The 15,099-nt window shown below is 60.7% G+C and carries 13 protein-coding genes; 5 read left to right on the top strand and 8 right to left on the bottom strand.

Translation table 11 applies throughout. The features are described from left to right. Positions 1-163: 163 nt before the first annotated feature. The 4 genes from ACJ8HN_RS07635 to phoP all read right to left on the bottom strand — a co-directional run bounded on the left by ACJ8HN_RS07635 (position 164) and on the right by phoP (position 4,481). Entirely contained in the window at positions 164-955 is a 792-nt protein-coding gene (locus ACJ8HN_RS07635) for a Fic family protein (RefSeq protein WP_442523230.1), read from the bottom strand. Positions 956-1,140: 185 nt separating this feature from the next. Next, positions 1,141-2,262 (bottom strand): ribosomal protein uL16 3-hydroxylase, encoded by a 1,122-nt coding sequence (locus tag ACJ8HN_RS07630; RefSeq protein ID WP_442523229.1) that lies wholly within the window; start codon positions 2,260-2,262, stop codon positions 1,141-1,143. Between the two features lie 84 nt (positions 2,263-2,346). Next, a complete protein-coding gene (phoQ, locus tag ACJ8HN_RS07625) occupies positions 2,347-3,804 on the bottom strand; it encodes a two-component system sensor histidine kinase PhoQ (RefSeq protein WP_033638202.1) in 1,458 nt (485 codons plus the stop codon). A 5-nt stretch (positions 3,805-3,809) separates the two neighbouring features. Then, positions 3,810-4,481 (bottom strand): two-component system response regulator PhoP, encoded by a 672-nt coding sequence (gene phoP / locus ACJ8HN_RS07620; RefSeq protein WP_033638204.1) that lies wholly within the window; start codon positions 4,479-4,481, stop codon positions 3,810-3,812. 380 nt (positions 4,482-4,861) lie between these two features. Between phoP and ACJ8HN_RS07615 the strand changes: the two genes are divergently transcribed. After that, positions 4,862-5,881, top strand: coding sequence for an ADP-ribosylglycohydrolase family protein (locus tag ACJ8HN_RS07615; RefSeq protein WP_033653865.1), 1,020 nt, complete (start codon positions 4,862-4,864; stop codon positions 5,879-5,881). Between the two features lie 21 nt (positions 5,882-5,902). Here ACJ8HN_RS07615 and ACJ8HN_RS07610 read toward each other — a convergent pair whose 3' ends face one another. Then, entirely contained in the window at positions 5,903-6,667 is a 765-nt protein-coding gene (locus tag ACJ8HN_RS07610; protein ID WP_033646376.1) for a GntR family transcriptional regulator, read from the bottom strand. Positions 6,668-6,806: 139 nt separating this feature from the next. On the opposite strand from ACJ8HN_RS07610, the gene pdxR reads away from it, so the two are divergent. The 3 genes from pdxR to ACJ8HN_RS07595 all read left to right on the top strand — a co-directional run bounded on the left by pdxR (position 6,807) and on the right by ACJ8HN_RS07595 (position 9,609). Then, positions 6,807-8,321: a MocR-like pyridoxine biosynthesis transcription factor PdxR gene (gene pdxR, locus ACJ8HN_RS07605; protein ID WP_442523228.1), complete on the top strand. Its 1,515-nt coding sequence runs from the start codon at positions 6,807-6,809 to the stop codon at positions 8,319-8,321. Positions 8,322-8,436: 115 nt separating this feature from the next. Further along, the gene (locus tag ACJ8HN_RS07600) at positions 8,437-8,889 is read left to right on the top strand and encodes a GNAT family N-acetyltransferase (RefSeq protein WP_049235126.1); all 453 of its coding nucleotides are present in this window, start codon (positions 8,437-8,439) and stop codon (positions 8,887-8,889) included. A gap of 15 nt (positions 8,890-8,904) precedes the next feature. Next, positions 8,905-9,609, top strand: coding sequence for a GNAT family N-acetyltransferase (locus tag ACJ8HN_RS07595; protein WP_354620390.1), 705 nt, complete (start codon positions 8,905-8,907; stop codon positions 9,607-9,609). Between the two features lie 51 nt (positions 9,610-9,660). Here the strand turns inward: ACJ8HN_RS07595 and purB are convergent, their stop codons facing one another. Together purB and hflD are read right to left on the bottom strand one after the other, a co-directional pair. Continuing rightward, positions 9,661-11,031: an adenylosuccinate lyase gene (gene purB, locus ACJ8HN_RS07590; RefSeq protein ID WP_033638215.1), complete on the bottom strand. Its 1,371-nt coding sequence runs from the start codon at positions 11,029-11,031 to the stop codon at positions 9,661-9,663. Positions 11,032-11,053: 22 nt separating this feature from the next. Continuing rightward, positions 11,054-11,680, bottom strand: a complete 627-nt coding sequence (gene hflD, locus ACJ8HN_RS07585) for a high frequency lysogenization protein HflD (RefSeq protein WP_033638217.1) — start codon at positions 11,678-11,680, stop codon at positions 11,054-11,056. A gap of 331 nt (positions 11,681-12,011) precedes the next feature. Here hflD and kup point away from each other — a divergent pair, with 331 nt between their 5' ends. After that, positions 12,012-13,880 carry a low affinity potassium transporter Kup gene (gene kup, locus ACJ8HN_RS07580; RefSeq protein WP_033646371.1) on the top strand — a complete coding sequence of 623 codons (1,869 nt, stop codon included), beginning with the start codon at positions 12,012-12,014 and terminating at the stop codon, positions 13,878-13,880. A 47-nt stretch (positions 13,881-13,927) separates the two neighbouring features. Here the strand turns inward: kup and mnmA are convergent, their stop codons facing one another. After that, positions 13,928-15,028, bottom strand: coding sequence for a tRNA 2-thiouridine(34) synthase MnmA (mnmA, locus tag ACJ8HN_RS07575; protein WP_033638220.1), 1,101 nt, complete (start codon positions 15,026-15,028; stop codon positions 13,928-13,930). Positions 15,029-15,099 lie beyond the last annotated feature (71 nt).

Genomic DNA, 15,099 nt, shown 5'->3' with positions numbered 1-15,099 from the left:
ATTTGATAAACAAATTCTATTTCATGCCAAGCTCAGTTATCGCTGCGTACTGATTTTATCGACCTGAGTATCGGTCATGGTGGTTGTCTTGATTAACAGAATGTCTTTTTCAGTTAACATAAATACTCCATTGTCATTAAATTAGCTAAGTAGCATGCAATTTTTACTGCATGCTAGTTAACTCACTCGTTGCAGAGCCGTAAAGCAGGTGGATGCAATTACAATAAAACTTAATAATATTGTCCCATTCGGAAAATAAAAAGGCTTCGCGTAAGCTAAGTACATAACCACTACGTGCAAAATGACAAAGCTCAGTAAGAGGGAGGTAGCTAAGCGGCTTTATTTGTAACATGAGATTAAAAAGGATTCTGGCGGCGCGTCCATTCCCATCTTGCAGAGGGTGGATATGCATAAACATGACTGCGAAAATGATAGCATGAAGTAATTTGTTATCATCGCTATTTCCCTTTGCGTACTCTCGCAGGTTGGAGAGTGATTCGCTTAATAGTGAAATATCAATGAATTCAGTGTAGTTTCCATCCTTATCGGGGACAGTTCTTATATTTTCTTTCCTAACGGGGGTCGCGCGTCTCGTTATTTCACTTCCTATTTTTTCAATGAATTGGATAAATGATAGGTTATTGTTAACGATGTCGGAAAGAGTGGGGTAAAACTGATGATAGAAGATGGCTTCGTTCTGGCTTGTTGAGTTTTCGCTGGGAAATATATCGAGATCCACATAGGCGCTTAAGCGATGCTGTAATGGTTGGATCCTTTTATCCTCAATTACCTGGTTTGCATTTTCCAGTAACTGCTTGTATTCAAAGGATGTATTCTGAATCAATACTTGTGTTCTGTCTAAAAGTAAGCGTGTATCCGTATGAAAATGATTAACTTTGGGGTAGTCCATACGTAGTAATTTAATGACCTTTCCTTGTATTACGTAATTTTCCATTTTTCATCGTCCATGAAATTTCGTTAATGTGTTAAAAAGGTAGGTTAATATTATTTCGTTTAGGTTTCACAACTATTAATATTTTGTTTCCATGTGTCGAAGTGTTGCCAACTTTTTACCCCCAAAGAAAAGGCCCGCCTAAGCGGGCCGGTATTATGTTCAACAGGAACCACGGCCCCGAGAACTCAGTCGTTAAAGTACCAATACCCGCTGTTGACCAGCGCGGTCAGCAGCGCCAGGAACGACGGGTCGTCCACCGCTTCGCCGAGCAGGGCGGCGTCGACGCTGAAGTGCTGGCACAGGGCGTCTGCGGCCTGCAGCTGGTCGGTGTCGATCAGCTCGCCGTTGACGAAGCAGCGATCGCCGACGCGCAGCACGCGCAACCCGCCCAGGCGCTGCAGCGCTTCACCCTGCTGCAGCAGCTCGTAGATTTCCCCGGCCTGATACGGCGGCTCCGGCGGCGCCAGATCCAGCTCGTGGCGCGACTGGGAGATAAACTCGCCGAACCAGTGCTGGAAGTGTTCCGGCTGTTGCACCAGATCCAGCATCATCTGCCGTAAGGCGTCCACTTCCTGCGGCAGGATCTCCGCCGGGTGTTCGCGCAGTTTAACGTCCGGATCGCCGTAGCGTTTGCTGCCCAGCTCGCGCGCCAGCACGTAGTCGGCGAAGCCGCTCACCAGCTCGCGGCCGTTCGGCGCGCGGAAGCCCACCGAATAGTTGAGCGCGTTTTCCAGCGCGTAGCCTTCATGCGGGAAGCCCGGCGGAATGTAGAGAATGTCGCCCGGCTCCATCTCTTCGTCGATGATGGCGTCGAACGGCTCCACCTGCAGCAGATCCGGGTGCGGGCAGTGCTGTTTCAGCGGCGTTTTTTCCCCGACGCGCCAGCGGCGGCGGCCGGTGCCCTGAATGATGAACACGTCGTACTGATCGAGGTGCGGGCCGACGCCGCCGCCCGGTACCGAGAAGGAGATCATCAGGTCATCCATCCGCCAGTCCGGCAGCTGGCGGAACGGGCGCATCAGCGCCGCGGAAGGCTCATGCCAGTGGTCCACCGCCTGCACCAGCAGCGACCAGTTGTTTTCGCTCAGGTGATCGAAGCTCTCGAAGGGGCCGTGCGCGACCTGCCAACGGCCGTCCTGGTGGCTGACCAGGCGGCTGTCCACTTCGTTTTCCATCGCCAGCCCGGCCAGCTCATCCGGGGAGATCGGATCGATAAAGTTTTTGAAGCCGCGCTTCAGAATCACCGGACGCTTTTGCCAATAACGTTGCAAAAAATCGTTCCAGTCCAGGTCTAATTGATAATCCATGTTCTATTCCAGGAGAGAGGAGTGAGCCTGTGTGCGATTATAACGGAAGTTTGGCCCCGTGGATCGGGGCCGCAGCGGCATAATTTACTCGTTGTGGTGGGTGTCGTGCTGGCGGGCGAAGGTGACCTGCATGCGCGCGCCGCCGAGCGGGCTGTCGCTGATAACGATTTCGCCGTCGTACTGCTCGATGATCTCCGCCGCCACCGACAAACCCAGGCCCTGGCCGGGGCGCAGAGTATCCACCCGCTGGCCGCGCTGGAAGATCAGCTGGCGCTTGCTTTCCGGGATCCCCGGGCCGTCGTCGTCGATAACGATGGTGAGGTTTTTCTCGGAGTGCAGCGAGGTGATCTCCACGAACTCCAGGCAGTATTTGCAGGCGTTTTCCAACACGTTGCCCATCACTTCCATAAAGTCGTTTTTCTCGCCCATAAAGGTCACTTCCGGCGAGATGTCCAGCGTGATCACCACCCCTTTGCGCTGATAAACCTTATTCAGCGCCACCACCAGGCTGTCGAGCAGCGCCGGCACCGAATGGATCTCGCGCGTCAGCACCGTCTGGCCGGAGTTGATGCTGGCTCGGTGCAGGTAGTAACCGATTTGCTGCGAGATGCGCCCGATCTGATCCAGCATGATCGGCTCGGCTTCTTCGATGGTGGTCTGTTTGCCGCTGCGCAGCGAGCGCAGGGTGCTTTGCAGCACCGCCAGCGGCGTTTTCAGGCTGTGGGTCAGATCCGACAGGGTAGTGCGGTACTTGGTGTAGCGCTGGCGTTCGTTGCGCACCAGAATGTTCAGATTGCGCACCAGCCCGCGCAGCTCGCTGGGCGGGTTCTCATCCAGCTGATCGCGCTCGCCGTTCTCCAGCTCGCCCACCTGATTGACCAGCGCCTTGATCGGCCGCAGGCTCCAGTAGGCCGCCAGCCACAGCAGCGGCACCACCAGCAGCAGGTTGGCCAGCAGCACGTAGCTGAACCACTCCCACACCACGTCGGATCGCTGCAGCTCCTGCGGAATGCTGTCGACCACCACGATGGTCAGCGCCGGCAGGCGAGGCGTGGCGGCATAGGTGTTGACCGCCACCGAGTGGGTCAGCGCGTTCTGATCGGTATCGTCGTAATTTTTCAGCTGATCCTGCGCTTTTGGGTTGTCCCCCAGCACTTCGCTACTGACGCGGGTGTCGGTGTCGATTTCGTAAAAGCCGGACTCCTCCAGCCATTCCTTGTTGATCAGCTTCTCCAGCTCCGGCACCTTGCGCTGGCTCCACAGCAGGTTGCCTTTATCGTCGTAGATAAATACCAGCGTCGGGAAATTGAGATCGATATCGGGGGGAATGGCGATGGTGAGCTTGTTGTCTTTCCACTGCGCCAGGCTGAAGAACAGGTTGCTCTCGCCGCGCAGCAGGCGGAAGGCGGTTTTGTCGAAGCTGACGATATAGCCGACGACCGCCACCAAACCGTAAGAGAGCGACAGCGCCAGGATCACCCCGGCGGTCGCCATCAGGAAGCGGGCACGCAGCGAAAACGGTTTTTTATTCTTGTTGAACATTATGTTCACTTCGCGTCAAAACGATAGCCCTGGCCACGTACCGTGGTGATCACTTCATGCGGGTATTCCGCCTGCACTTTTTTACGCAAGCGGCCCATCAGCACGTCGATGGTGTGGCTTTCGCGCAGCTCGGCGTCCGGGTAGAGCTGCAGCATCAACGAATCCTTGCTCACCACCTTGCCGGCGTTGCGGATCAGGGTTTCGATGATGGTGTATTCAAAGGCGGTCAGCTTGATTTGCCGATCGTTGACGCTCAGTTCGCGGCGCGACAGATCGATCTGGAACGGCGGCAGCACGATCACCTGCGAAGCCAGGCCGCTGTTGCGGCGCATCAGCGCCTGCATGCGGGCGATCACTTCTTCCAGGTGGAACGGCTTGGTGACATAGTCGTCGGCGCCGGCTTCCAGCACCGCCACTTTGTCCTGCCAGCTTTCGCGGGCGGTCAGCACCAGGATCGGCAGCTTGGCCTGGTGCGCGCGCCAGCGGCGGATCAGGCTCAGGCCGTCTTCACCCGGCAGGCCGAGATCGACGATGGCGATATCCGGCGCGTGCTCCTGCAGGAAGTAATCGGCTTCCTTGGCGTCTTCGGCCGCGTCGACCTGATGGCCCATCTCGCGCATCTGAACGGAAAGGTGGTGGCGCAGCAGACCATTATCTTCAACAACCAGTACTCGCATGGCGAACTCCTGTGACTATGCGGGTGAACGTCCTGTCACCCACGCGATAAAAAGGGAACACGCTCTGCGGCGTGTCAGGGGATAACGCGGCCACCTGAACCATGTTGACAAAAAGTGCTGAGGCTATGGTAGGTATAACCCGCCCGGCTCGCAAGAGAGCCGAAGCAATGTATTAAAATAAGCGTTATCAATTTGTTCGCCGACATTATCGACAAGTTCTGATAAACGTCGGATAAACAGCGGCGGGGCGACGTTAAACGCAACTTAAACGCGCCGGGCATTGCCCGCGGAAAGAACGTGTGAGCCGGGGCGCTTGATAAGCTTTAAAGGTACTAATAAGGTATTATTGAGGCATCGGCACATTTTCTCAGGAGCGACGGATGAAGCAGTTAACCCAGGCGGAACGCATAGCGGGCGCACTTTACGGACAGATGCTGGGCGACGCGCTCGGCATGCCTTCCGAGCTGTGGCCGCGCGAGCGGGTTAAGCGCCACTTCGGCTGGATAGACGGCTTTCTCGACGGGCCGGCGGAGAACACCGCCGCCTGTTATTTCAAGGCCGGGCAATATACCGACGATACCGCGATGGCATTGGCGTTGGCCGATGCGCTGGTGGAGGCGCAAGGCGAGGTGGTGCCGGAGCTGATCGCCCGCAACGTGATCCGCTGGGTGGACGGTTTTGACGCTTTCAACAAGAACATTCTCGGCCCCAGTTCCAAACTGGCGCTGAGCGAGCAGAAAGCGGGCACACCGATCGCCGAGTTGGAAAACAACGGCATCACCAACGGTGCGGCGATGCGCATTTCGCCTTTGGGCTGCGTGCTGCCTTCCGCGCCGCTGGAGGACTTCTGCCGACAGGTGTGGCTGGCCTGCAGCCCGACGCACAAATCCGACATCGCCGTCGCCGGTGCGGTGGCGATCGCCTGGGCCGTGGCGCGGGCGGTGGAAGGGGCTGACTGGGCCTCCATTCGCCTGGCGTTGCCGGGGGTGGCGGAGTATGCCCAGCGCCGGCAGGAGACGACGTTCAGCCCTTCGCTGGCGGCGCGCATCGAACTGGCGTTTCAGGTGGTGGATGAAGCCACCGGCACCGAGCAGGCCTCCGAGCGGGTATATCAGCTGATCGGGGCCGGGGTGAGCACCATCGAGTCGGTGCCCGCAGCGCTGGCGATGGTGCAGCTGGCGCAAACCGATCCTACCCGGTGCGCCGTGCTGTGCGCCAACCTGGGCGGCGATACCGACACCATCGGCGCGATGGCCACCGCGGTTTGCGGCGCGCTGCACGGCGCCGAGGCGATTGAGCCGGGGCTGCTGGCGGAGTTAAAACGGGTGAATCCGCTGGATATCGGGGCTTACGTTCAGGCGTTCGCGCGTTTTCGCCGCCGCCGGCAGGGCGAGTCGTAAGCCGCCGCGTGACGCAACGGGTCAGCTTTCGCTGGTAAATTCGTACATGTCGCTGCGGCAGAAGCTTTCACTGTATTCGATCGGCTTTTTTTGGTGGTCGAACAGCGTCTGGCGCACGATCAGCAGCGGCATCGGCTCCGAGAGCCGCAGCGCCTGACGGATATCGTCGTCGGCCATCGCCGCGCTGACCTGGCTGCGCAGCGATCCCATCTCCACCTTATTGCGCCGGAAGTAGTCGTACAGCGAGATGCCGATCTCGTCGACGTTGGCAATTGCCGTCACCACCACGTAGGACACCGCCACCGACATTGGCCGCCGATCGATCAGGTGAATGCGTTTGAGCTGGTAGATCGGCGTTCCGGCCGCCAGCTGGAGCTTTTCAGCCAGTTCAGCGCCGGCGGGTATCCGTTCGCGGCTGATCCACTGTGTATCCGGCCGGCGCCCCTGCTGTATTACCTCGCGCGAGAATCCTTTGACGTCCGCCAATGAATAGAACAGCTTCGGCTCGGGCCGCTGCGGTTGGATAAAGGTGCCGTAGCCGCGCGAACGGCCGATGATGCCGTCCTGCTCGAGGCAGGCCAGCGCCTTGCGCACCGTGATGCGCGAGATGCCGAGCCGTTCGGTGAACAGGCGCTCGCTGGGCAAAAAATCCCCCGCATTCAGCAACCCCTGCTCGATGGCCTGGCGCACCGAGGCGTTGAAGCGCAAATACAGCGGCATCGCGCCCGCGCTGGCCAGATCCTGCTGCAGTTTGTCCAGCAGACGCTGGTTGGTCTCCTTGCTCATAGCCGACGGAAGTCCTGTAGCCGCAATGCGATGGCTTATTTAAGGGGATTTCGCCGGGCAGCGCAACTGCCGCCGCCGCCGGGGTGAAATGAGGTAGAGTAGTGCGTCGGCCCCCTGAGCCAGGAGAAACAAATACCCCATGAGCGATACCCCACGACACGCGGACGACGCGGCGATCCTGGCCGCCTTCGCGCAGCAGCGGCGGCAAGGTCTGACCCGGCGTTCGGCGCTGCATCAGGCCCTGATACAACTAATCGCCGCCGGAGAACTGCCCTGGCGGACGCAGCTGCCGCCGAGCCGTGCGTTGGCGGCCCGGCTGACGGTGGCGCGCGACACGGTGGAACAGACCTACGCGCGGCTGGAAGCGGAGGGGTTCATCAGCCGAACGGTGGGGCGCGGCAGCTTTGTGCGTTATCGCTGCGACACGCTGCTCGGCCGTGAACTGCTGGCGACGGCGGCAGGGCAAGAGGCGCGGCTGGCGGAGCGCGAGCTGAGCGATCGCGGCCGGGCGCTGCTGGCGGTCAGCCATACGCCGCACACCAGCCGCCAGGCTTCGCTGACGCCTTCGCTGGCGGACCTGCGGGCGTTTCCCATCGAGCAATGGCTGCAGCAGGAAAAGCAGGCGCTACGGCGGCACGGCGAGCGGCTGTTGGGGTATGCCGATCCGCAAGGGTTGCCGGAGCTGCGCGCGGAGATCGCGCGCTATCTGCAGCGGGAGCGGGGCGTGAAGGCGACGGCGGAACAGGTGATCGTGGTGACCAGCTCTCAGCAGGCGTTGGCGCTGTGTACCCAGGTGCTGTTCGATCCCGGCGATGCGGTGTTCGTCGAAGAGCCGGGTTACCAAGGGGCGAAAAAGCTGGTGCAGTCGGCGGGGCTGCAGGCGCGGCCGATCGGTATCGACGAGCAGGGACTGGACGTTGGGCAGTTGATGCAGGCCTCGGGCGGCGGACGGGGCGTTTACATCACGCCGTCCCATCACTACCCGCTGGGGTATTCGCTGAGCCTCGAGCGGCGGCTGGCGCTGCTGCAGTGGGCGCAGCGGCAGCGGGCCTGGATCATCGAAGACGACTACGACGCCGAGTTCAACTATGACCGGCAAACCAAGGCGGCATTGCAGGGGCTGGACAGCGGCGGGCGCACGTTGTACATCGGCACCTTCAGCAAGACGCTGTTTCCGGGGCTGCGCATCGGTTTCATGATTGTGCCGCCGCAGCTGGTGCGGCCATTGGTCGCCGCCAGGCAGTTTCAGGACGGCTACACGTCGGCGCTGGCGCAGATGACGCTGTTCCACTTCCTGCACGAGGGAGGCTACGCCGAGCATCTGCGCAATATGCGCACGCTGTACAAGGCGCGGTTGGACGTGCTGTACGACGCGGTGCATCGTCACCTGGCGGCCTGGACGCGCCCGGCGTTGCCGCAGGGCGGGCTGCAGCTGGTGTGCCCGTTGGCGGATGCGGCGACGGAGCGGCGGCTGGTGGCGGCCGCCGCCGAACGGGGGATTCGGCTGTACGGCCTGGCGGACTTCTACACCGGCACGCCGCAGCGCGGGGCGCTGGTGCTCGGCTTCTCGGCCTATACGCCGGATGAGATCGTGCGCTTTATCGCGACGCTGGCGCAGGTGTTCAACGCGCTGCCGGTGGCAAGCGACGGCTAAAATTGGTCTGCTCTGTGTTTCGTATTGGTCCGTATTGTACCGTCGCCGCGCGGTGTATTCTGCCGCTATCCGGTTATTTCCCCAATGGAAATAACATCTTACTCCGTGAGGCGCTATGAACCCATACAACCCTGAAGTGACTATCCGCAGAATCAATGGCGACGACAAAGCGCAATGGCTGGCGCTGTGGCAGGGCTATCTCGATTTTTACCGCGCCGACGTGGCGCCGCAGGTGACCGATCGCACCTTCGAACGCCTGGGGCAGGATGAACAGGTGTACGGGCTGGTGGCGCAGGATGCCGACGGCCAACTGCTCGGGCTGATGAACCTGGTGTTCCACCCGTCCACCTGGAGCGCGGTCGGCTATTGTTATATCGAGGATCTCTATGTGTCGCCGCAGGCGCGCGGCCACAAGGTGTCGGAAAAGCTGTTCGAACAGGCGTATCGACTGGCGGAGGCACGCGGCAGCGATCGGGTCTACTGGATGACCCAGGAGTACAACGCGCCGGCGCGTTCGCTGTACGACAAAATCGGCAGAAGAAGCTCGTTTATCGTTTATACCCGTTAACCGCAGGAGGCGTTTATGGCAATGAATCGTTATGGTCAGCCGGTCGGAGAACCGATGCCGGATTGGCAGCCGGCTCGCCGCCCCGGCGGCGCGACGCTCGGCGGGCGTTTCTGCTCGCTGGCGCCGCTCGAGCCGCAGCGGGATTACGCCGCGCTGTTCGAGGCGTTTCAACTGGCGCCGGACGGCCGCGACTGGACCTATCTGTCCATCGAACGGCCCGATACGCCGGCGGCGATGTTGCAGCATCTGGAGACGCTGCAGGCCAACCCGGCGCTGGTTAATCTGACGGTGTTCGACGCCGCCAGCGATGCGCCGGTGGGCACGGTGGCGCTGATGCGCATCGACGAAGCCAGCGGGGTGCTGGAGATCGGCCACGTCAGCTGGTCGCCGTTGATGAAACAGCGCTCCAGCGCCACCGAAGCCATCGCGCTGCTGCTGCGCTATGCCTTCGACACGCTGGGCTACCGCCGCTGCGAGTGGAAGTGCGACAGTCATAACGCGCCGTCCCGCCAGGCCGCGCTGCGCTTTGGCTTTCGCTACGAGGGCAACTTCCGCTTCGCGGTGATCGTCAAGGGGCGCAGCCGGGATACCGACTGGTTCGCCATCACCGCCGACCGCTGGCCGACGGTGCGGCAGGCGCTGGCGCGCTGGCTGAGTGCGGACAACTTCGATGCGCAGGGGCGGCAGATAGCCCGGCTGCAGGTGCTGCGCGGCGAATAGCAAAGAAAAAGGCGGCCCGCAGGCCGCCTTGTCGTTGTCAGGCTAAAGCGCTTATTTCAGCTCGTCGACCATGGTGGTGGCGCGGCCGATGTAGTTGGCCGGGGTCATCGCCTTCAGACGGGTTTTCTCTTCTTCCGGCAGCGCCAGGCCATCGATGAACGCCTGCATGCCGGCGGCGTCCACGCGCTTGCCGCGGGTCAGCTCTTTCAGCTTCTCGTAAGGTTTCTCGATGCCGTAGCGGCGCATCACGGTCTGGATCGGCTCGGCCAGCACTTCCCAGTTGTGATCCAGTTCGTCCAGCAGGTGCGCCTGGTTCACTTCCAGCTTGCTGATGCCTTTGAGGGTGGCCTGATAGGCGATCAGCGCGTAGCCCAGGCCTACGCCCAGATTACGCAGCACGGTGGAGTCGGTCAGGTCGCGCTGCCAGCGGGACACCGGCAGTTTGCCCGCCAGGTGGCCCAGCACGGCGTTGGCCAGGCCCAGGTTGCCTTCGGAGTTTTCGAAGTCGATCGGGTTGACCTTGTGCGGCATGGTGGAAGAACCGATTTCGCCGGCGATGGTCTTCTGCTTGAAGTGGTTCAGGGCGATGTAGCCCCAGATGTCGCGGTCGAAGTCGATCAGAATGGTGTTGAAACGCGCTACGCAGTCGAACAGCTCGGCGATGTAGTCATGCGGCTCGATCTGGGTGGTGTACGGGTTCCAGGTGATGCCGAGCGAGGTCACGAACGCTTCGCTGAACTGATGCCAGTCCACTTCCGGGTAAGCGACGATGTGGGCGTTGTAGTTGCCGACCGCGCCGTTGATTTTACCCATGATCTCCACGCGCTCCAGCTGGCGGTACTGGCGCTCCATGCGGTAAGCCACGTTGGCGAATTCTTTGCCGACGGTCGACGGGGTCGCCGGCTGGCCGTGGGTGCGCGACAGCAGCGGAATATCGCGGTATTCCAGCGCCAGCCCTTTCAGCGCGTCGATGATCTTGCGCCAGTAAGGCAGCACCACGTCCTGACGGGCGCTTTGCAGCATCAGCGCATGCGACAGGTTGTTGATGTCTTCGGAGGTGCAGGCGAAGTGGATGAACTCGGACACCGCGTGCAGCGCAGGCACCGCCGCCACTTTTTCCTTCAGGAAATACTCGACCGCTTTCACGTCGTGGTTGGTGGTGCGCTCGATGGTTTTGATGCGCTGAGCGTCTTCTTCATTGAATTCCGCGACGATTTTGTCGAGGAAAGCGTTTGCGTCGGCGTCAAAAGCGGGAACTTCCTTGATTTCTGCGCAGGCCGCCAGTTTTTGCAGCCAACGTACTTCAACCTGTACGCGGAATTTCAGCAGACCGTATTCGCTGAAAATGGGGCGCAGTGCGCTGACTTTATCACCGTAGCGTCCATCAACGGGGGAAACGGCGGTCAGTGAGGATAATTCCATCGGTAGCAACTCCTGGGATCGATTAACAATGAGCAACGATATTTTGCGCCTGCTTGAACAGACGATTACGGGAAAACATTAACTGCAGGCGGCTGCCGCCGACCTGTTGCCACAGCACGGCGGCGCGAATGCCGGCCAGCAGCGTGGCACGAACCTTGGCCTGCACCTGCGGGTTCTGCAAGATAGCCGGCGAGCCGGTCACCTGGATGCGCGGCCCGAGCGGGCTGACCACGTCGACGTAAATGCCGGCCAGCGCGCTGATGATGGTGTCCGACTCAAGATCGAAGTGCGCCAGCTGGCGTTCGAGCTGGCTGAGGCGTTCACCGAGCGTGTTCATCGCCTGTTTGTTGGCGTTGAGTTTGCGCTCCAGCACCATCAGGCTGATGGTGTAGCGGGTCAGTTCCGCGCCCGGCCCTTTGTTGTTGGCGTTAAGCACGCCCATCAGGGTTTCGAGGCCGACCATCAAATTGCGTTCTTCACCGCCGAACACCGCCAGCGTGGAGGGCGGGTCCATCTGCAGCAGGCTTTTCAGCGAGGTCTGAAAGGCTTCGCGGTTGCATTGCCCTTCATGGGCCAACTGCTGAACCAAACGCGCCGACTGGCTGATACCCGCCATGGCCAGCGTGATGTCATAATAATTCTTCGCCACGATTACTCCTGTAAACGCTGTGAACGGTACATGGCTTACTGCATAAGGTTGTGTGTATCGCAGGGGTAACGGCGGCGGCCGCGAACGGTAACGAACGGGCGTGGCTGTAACAACGATGACAACGAATGCCGCGGATCATGCCACAAAATCGAGGCTAAACCCAGCGTCTAATACGCCCGAGACGAGGCGGAGGCGCCGTACGGCGCAGAACTGCGCAGACAGGCGGCGAAAATCGCCGGCGCGGCGGCGCGAACTTATTGTTGCGGCGGCAAATAAAGTGCGGCGGCTGCATCTATACTGCCAACGTGAGCCCTCAAATAAAGATCTTCATATGCACGTAAAAAACAAGCAGCCGCTGCCGGCGGTAACGCTGGCGGCCATCGGCGTGGTGTACGGCGATATCGGCACCAGCCCGCTGTATACTCTGCGCGAATGCCTGACGGCGGAGGAGGGCATCACCATGACGCCGGCCTCAATCTACGGCTTTTTGTCGCTGATTTTCTGGCTGCTGACGCTGGTGGTGTCCATTAAATACATTTGTTTCGTGATGCGCGCCGACAACGACGGTGAGGGAGGCATTCTGACGCTGATGTCGCTGGCGATCCGCAGGCTGGATGCGCGCTGGGTGCCGGCGGCGGTGCTGATCGGGCTGGTGGGCGGCAGCTTCTTTTACGGCGACGGGGTGATCACCCCGGCCATTTCGGTGCTTTCGGCCATCGAGGGGCTGCAGATTATCGCCCCCGAACTGGACAGCTTTATCGTGCCGCTGTCGCTGTTGGTGCTGACCGCGCTGTTTGCGATCCAAAAACGCGGCACCGGCAGCGTCGGCAAGCTGTTCGCCCCGGCGATGGTTATCTGGTTCCTGACGCTCGCGCTGCTGGGCATCGGCGGCATTCTGCAGCACCCTGGCGTGCTGCGGGCGCTGAACCCTTACTGGGCGGTGAATTTCTTCCTCGAATACAAGACGGTGTCGTTTTTTGCGCTGGGCATGGTGGTGCTGTCGGTCACCGGCGCCGAAGCGCTGTACGCCGATATGGGCCACTTCGGTAAAAAGCCGATCCGTCTGGCGTGGTTTACGCTGGTGGCGCCGGCGCTGGTGCTGAACTACTTCGGCCAGGGGGCGCTGCTGCTGACCAATCCGGCGGCGATCAACAACCCGTTCTTCCTGCTGGCGCCGACCTGGGCGCTGATCCCGCTGCTGGTGATCGCCACGCTGGCGACGGTGATCGCCTCGCAGGCGGTAATCTCCGGCGTGTTCTCGCTGACGCGTCAGGCGGTGCGGCTGGGCTACCTGCCGCCGATGCGCATCATCTATACCTCCGATCAGGAGTCCGGGCAGATCTACATTCCGGTGGTGAACTGGCTGCTGTTCGCAGCGGTGCTGATCGTGATTATCAGTTTCAAACACTCCAGCAACCTGGCCTCGGCTTACGGCATCGTGGTGACCGGCACCATGCTGCTGTCGTCGATTTTGCTGAGCATCGTGGCGGTGAAAAACTGGGGCTGGCCGCGCGCGCTGGGCGGGCTGATGCTGGTTGTCATGCTGTGCATCGACGTACCGCTGTTCGGCGCCAACCTGATCAAGCTGGCGACCGGCGGCTGGCTGCCGGTGGTGCTGGGGCTGATGATTCTGCTGATCATGCTGACCTGGAAGACCGAGCGCTCGCGCCTGATCCGCCGGCTGCGCGACAACCAGGAGGGGCTGAGCGCGCTGATCGAGTCGCTGGAGGAGGCGCCCCCGAAGCGGGTGCCGGGCACCGCGGTGTTTATGGAGCGCACGCCGCACGCGGTGCCGCTGGTGCTGTTGCATAACCTGAAGCACAACAAGGTGCTGCATGAGCGCGTGGTGCTGCTGACCATCGTCACCACCGACATGCCGTACGTGCATAACGTGCAGCGGGTGGCGATCGAACAGCTGTCGGCGAGTTTCTGGCGGGTGGTGGCGAGCTACGGCTGGCGCGAGACGCCCAACGTCACGGACATCCTTTACCGCTGTGGGTTGGAGGGGATGAGCTTCACCATGAACGAGACCTCGTTCTTTATGTCGCGCGATACGCTGGTGCTGGGCAAGCGGCCCTGGTATTTGCGCGTGCGCGGCAAGGTGTTCCAGCTGTTGCAGCGCAATGCGCTGCGCGCGCCGGATCTGTTCGAAATCCCGCCGAATCGGGTGATCGAACTGGGGGCGCAGGTGGAATTTTGAATAAAAAAACGCTGCGGTAAACGCAGCGTTTTTCTTTTGCCGGGCAGTTACGCCAGGCGCTGTTCGATGATGCCGCCGCCGAGGCAGATTTCGCCCTGGTAGAACACCGCCGACTGGCCGGGTGTGACGGCGGAGACCGGTTCGTCGAAACGCACTTCGATGCGTTCGCTGTCGAGCGGGGTCACGGTGCAAGGGATATCCTGCTGGCGATAGCGGGTCTTCACCGTGCAGCGGAACGGGCCGCTCAGCGGCAGGCGATCCACCCAGTGCAGCTGCTGCGCGATAAGGCCGGTAGACATCAGGCGCGGGTGATCGTGCCCCTGGGCGACCACCAGCACGTTGTTGGCCACGTCTTTATCCACCACGTACCACGGATCTTCGCTGCTGTCTTTCAGGCCGCCGATGCCCAGCCCTTTGCGCTGGCCCAGGGTGTGATACATCAGGCCCTGGTGTTCGCCGACGGTCTGGCCGTCAACGCTGACGATCGGGCCCGGCTGCGCCGGCAGGTAACGGCCGAGGAAGTCGCGGAACTTGCGCTCGCCGATAAAGCAGATGCCGGTAGAATCTTTCTTCTTGGCGGTGACCAGCTCCAACTGCTCGGCGATGCGGCGCACCTCCGGCTTCTCCAGCTCGCCGACCGGGAACAGGCTTTGCGCCACCTGCTCGTGGCTCAGGGTGTAGAGGAAGTAGCTCTGATCTTTGTTGCCGTCGACGCCGCGCAGCAGGCGGCTCTTGCCGTCCACGTCCTGGCGGCGCACGTAGTGGCCGGTGGCGATAAAATCGGCCCCCAGATCTTCGGCGGCGAACTCCAGGAAGGCTTTGAATTTGATCTCTTTATTGCACAGGATGTCCGGGTTCGGCGTGCGGCCGGCCTTGTACTCTTCCAGGAACAGCTCAAACACGTTGTCCCAGTATTCCGCCGCAAAGTTCACCGTGTGCAGTTCGATGCCCAGCTTGTCGCAGACCGCTTGCGCGTCGGCCAGATCGGTCGCGGCGGAGCAGTACTCTTCGTCGTCGTCTTCTTCCCAGTTCTTCATGAACAGCCCAGCGACCTGATAGCCCTGTTGCTGTAACAGATAGGCGGTAACGGAAGAGTCGACGCCGCCGGACATACCGACGATTACTTTTTTCTGGCTGTTGTCTGACATGGGGATCTCACGAACTTGAACACGAACCGTGCTGATAAAAACAAGCGCAGGATTTTACCACGTTGGCCGCG

Source organism: Serratia sp. CY29653 (assembly GCF_052169255.1).
GTDB lineage: Bacteria > Pseudomonadota > Gammaproteobacteria > Enterobacterales > Enterobacteriaceae > Serratia > Serratia sarumanii.
Note: the sequence above shows the minus strand (reverse complement) of the source record. Positions and strands in the feature narration are given on the sequence as shown.

What these genes read in the sequence shown, in the direction of transcription:
- ACJ8HN_RS07635 (WP_442523230.1), bottom strand. Translation starts at nt 955, where the DNA reads ATGGAAAATTACGTAATACAAGGAAAGGTCATTAAATTACTACGTATG.
- ACJ8HN_RS07630 (WP_442523229.1), bottom strand. Translation starts at nt 2,262, where the DNA reads ATGGATTATCAATTAGACCTGGACTGGAACGATTTTTTGCAACGTTAT.
- phoQ (WP_033638202.1), bottom strand. Translation starts at nt 3,804, where the DNA reads ATGTTCAACAAGAATAAAAAACCGTTTTCGCTGCGTGCCCGCTTCCTG.
- phoP (WP_033638204.1), bottom strand. Translation starts at nt 4,481, where the DNA reads ATGCGAGTACTGGTTGTTGAAGATAATGGTCTGCTGCGCCACCACCTT.
- ACJ8HN_RS07615 (WP_033653865.1), top strand. Translation starts at nt 4,862, where the DNA reads ATGAAGCAGTTAACCCAGGCGGAACGCATAGCGGGCGCACTTTACGGA.
- ACJ8HN_RS07610 (WP_033646376.1), bottom strand. Translation starts at nt 6,667, where the DNA reads ATGAGCAAGGAGACCAACCAGCGTCTGCTGGACAAACTGCAGCAGGAT.
- pdxR (WP_442523228.1), top strand. Translation starts at nt 6,807, where the DNA reads ATGAGCGATACCCCACGACACGCGGACGACGCGGCGATCCTGGCCGCC.
- ACJ8HN_RS07600 (WP_049235126.1), top strand. Translation starts at nt 8,437, where the DNA reads ATGAACCCATACAACCCTGAAGTGACTATCCGCAGAATCAATGGCGAC.
- ACJ8HN_RS07595 (WP_354620390.1), top strand. Translation starts at nt 8,905, where the DNA reads ATGGCAATGAATCGTTATGGTCAGCCGGTCGGAGAACCGATGCCGGAT.
- purB (WP_033638215.1), bottom strand. Translation starts at nt 11,031, where the DNA reads ATGGAATTATCCTCACTGACCGCCGTTTCCCCCGTTGATGGACGCTAC.
- kup (WP_033646371.1), top strand. Translation starts at nt 12,012, where the DNA reads ATGCACGTAAAAAACAAGCAGCCGCTGCCGGCGGTAACGCTGGCGGCC.
- mnmA (WP_033638220.1), bottom strand. Translation starts at nt 15,028, where the DNA reads ATGTCAGACAACAGCCAGAAAAAAGTAATCGTCGGTATGTCCGGCGGC.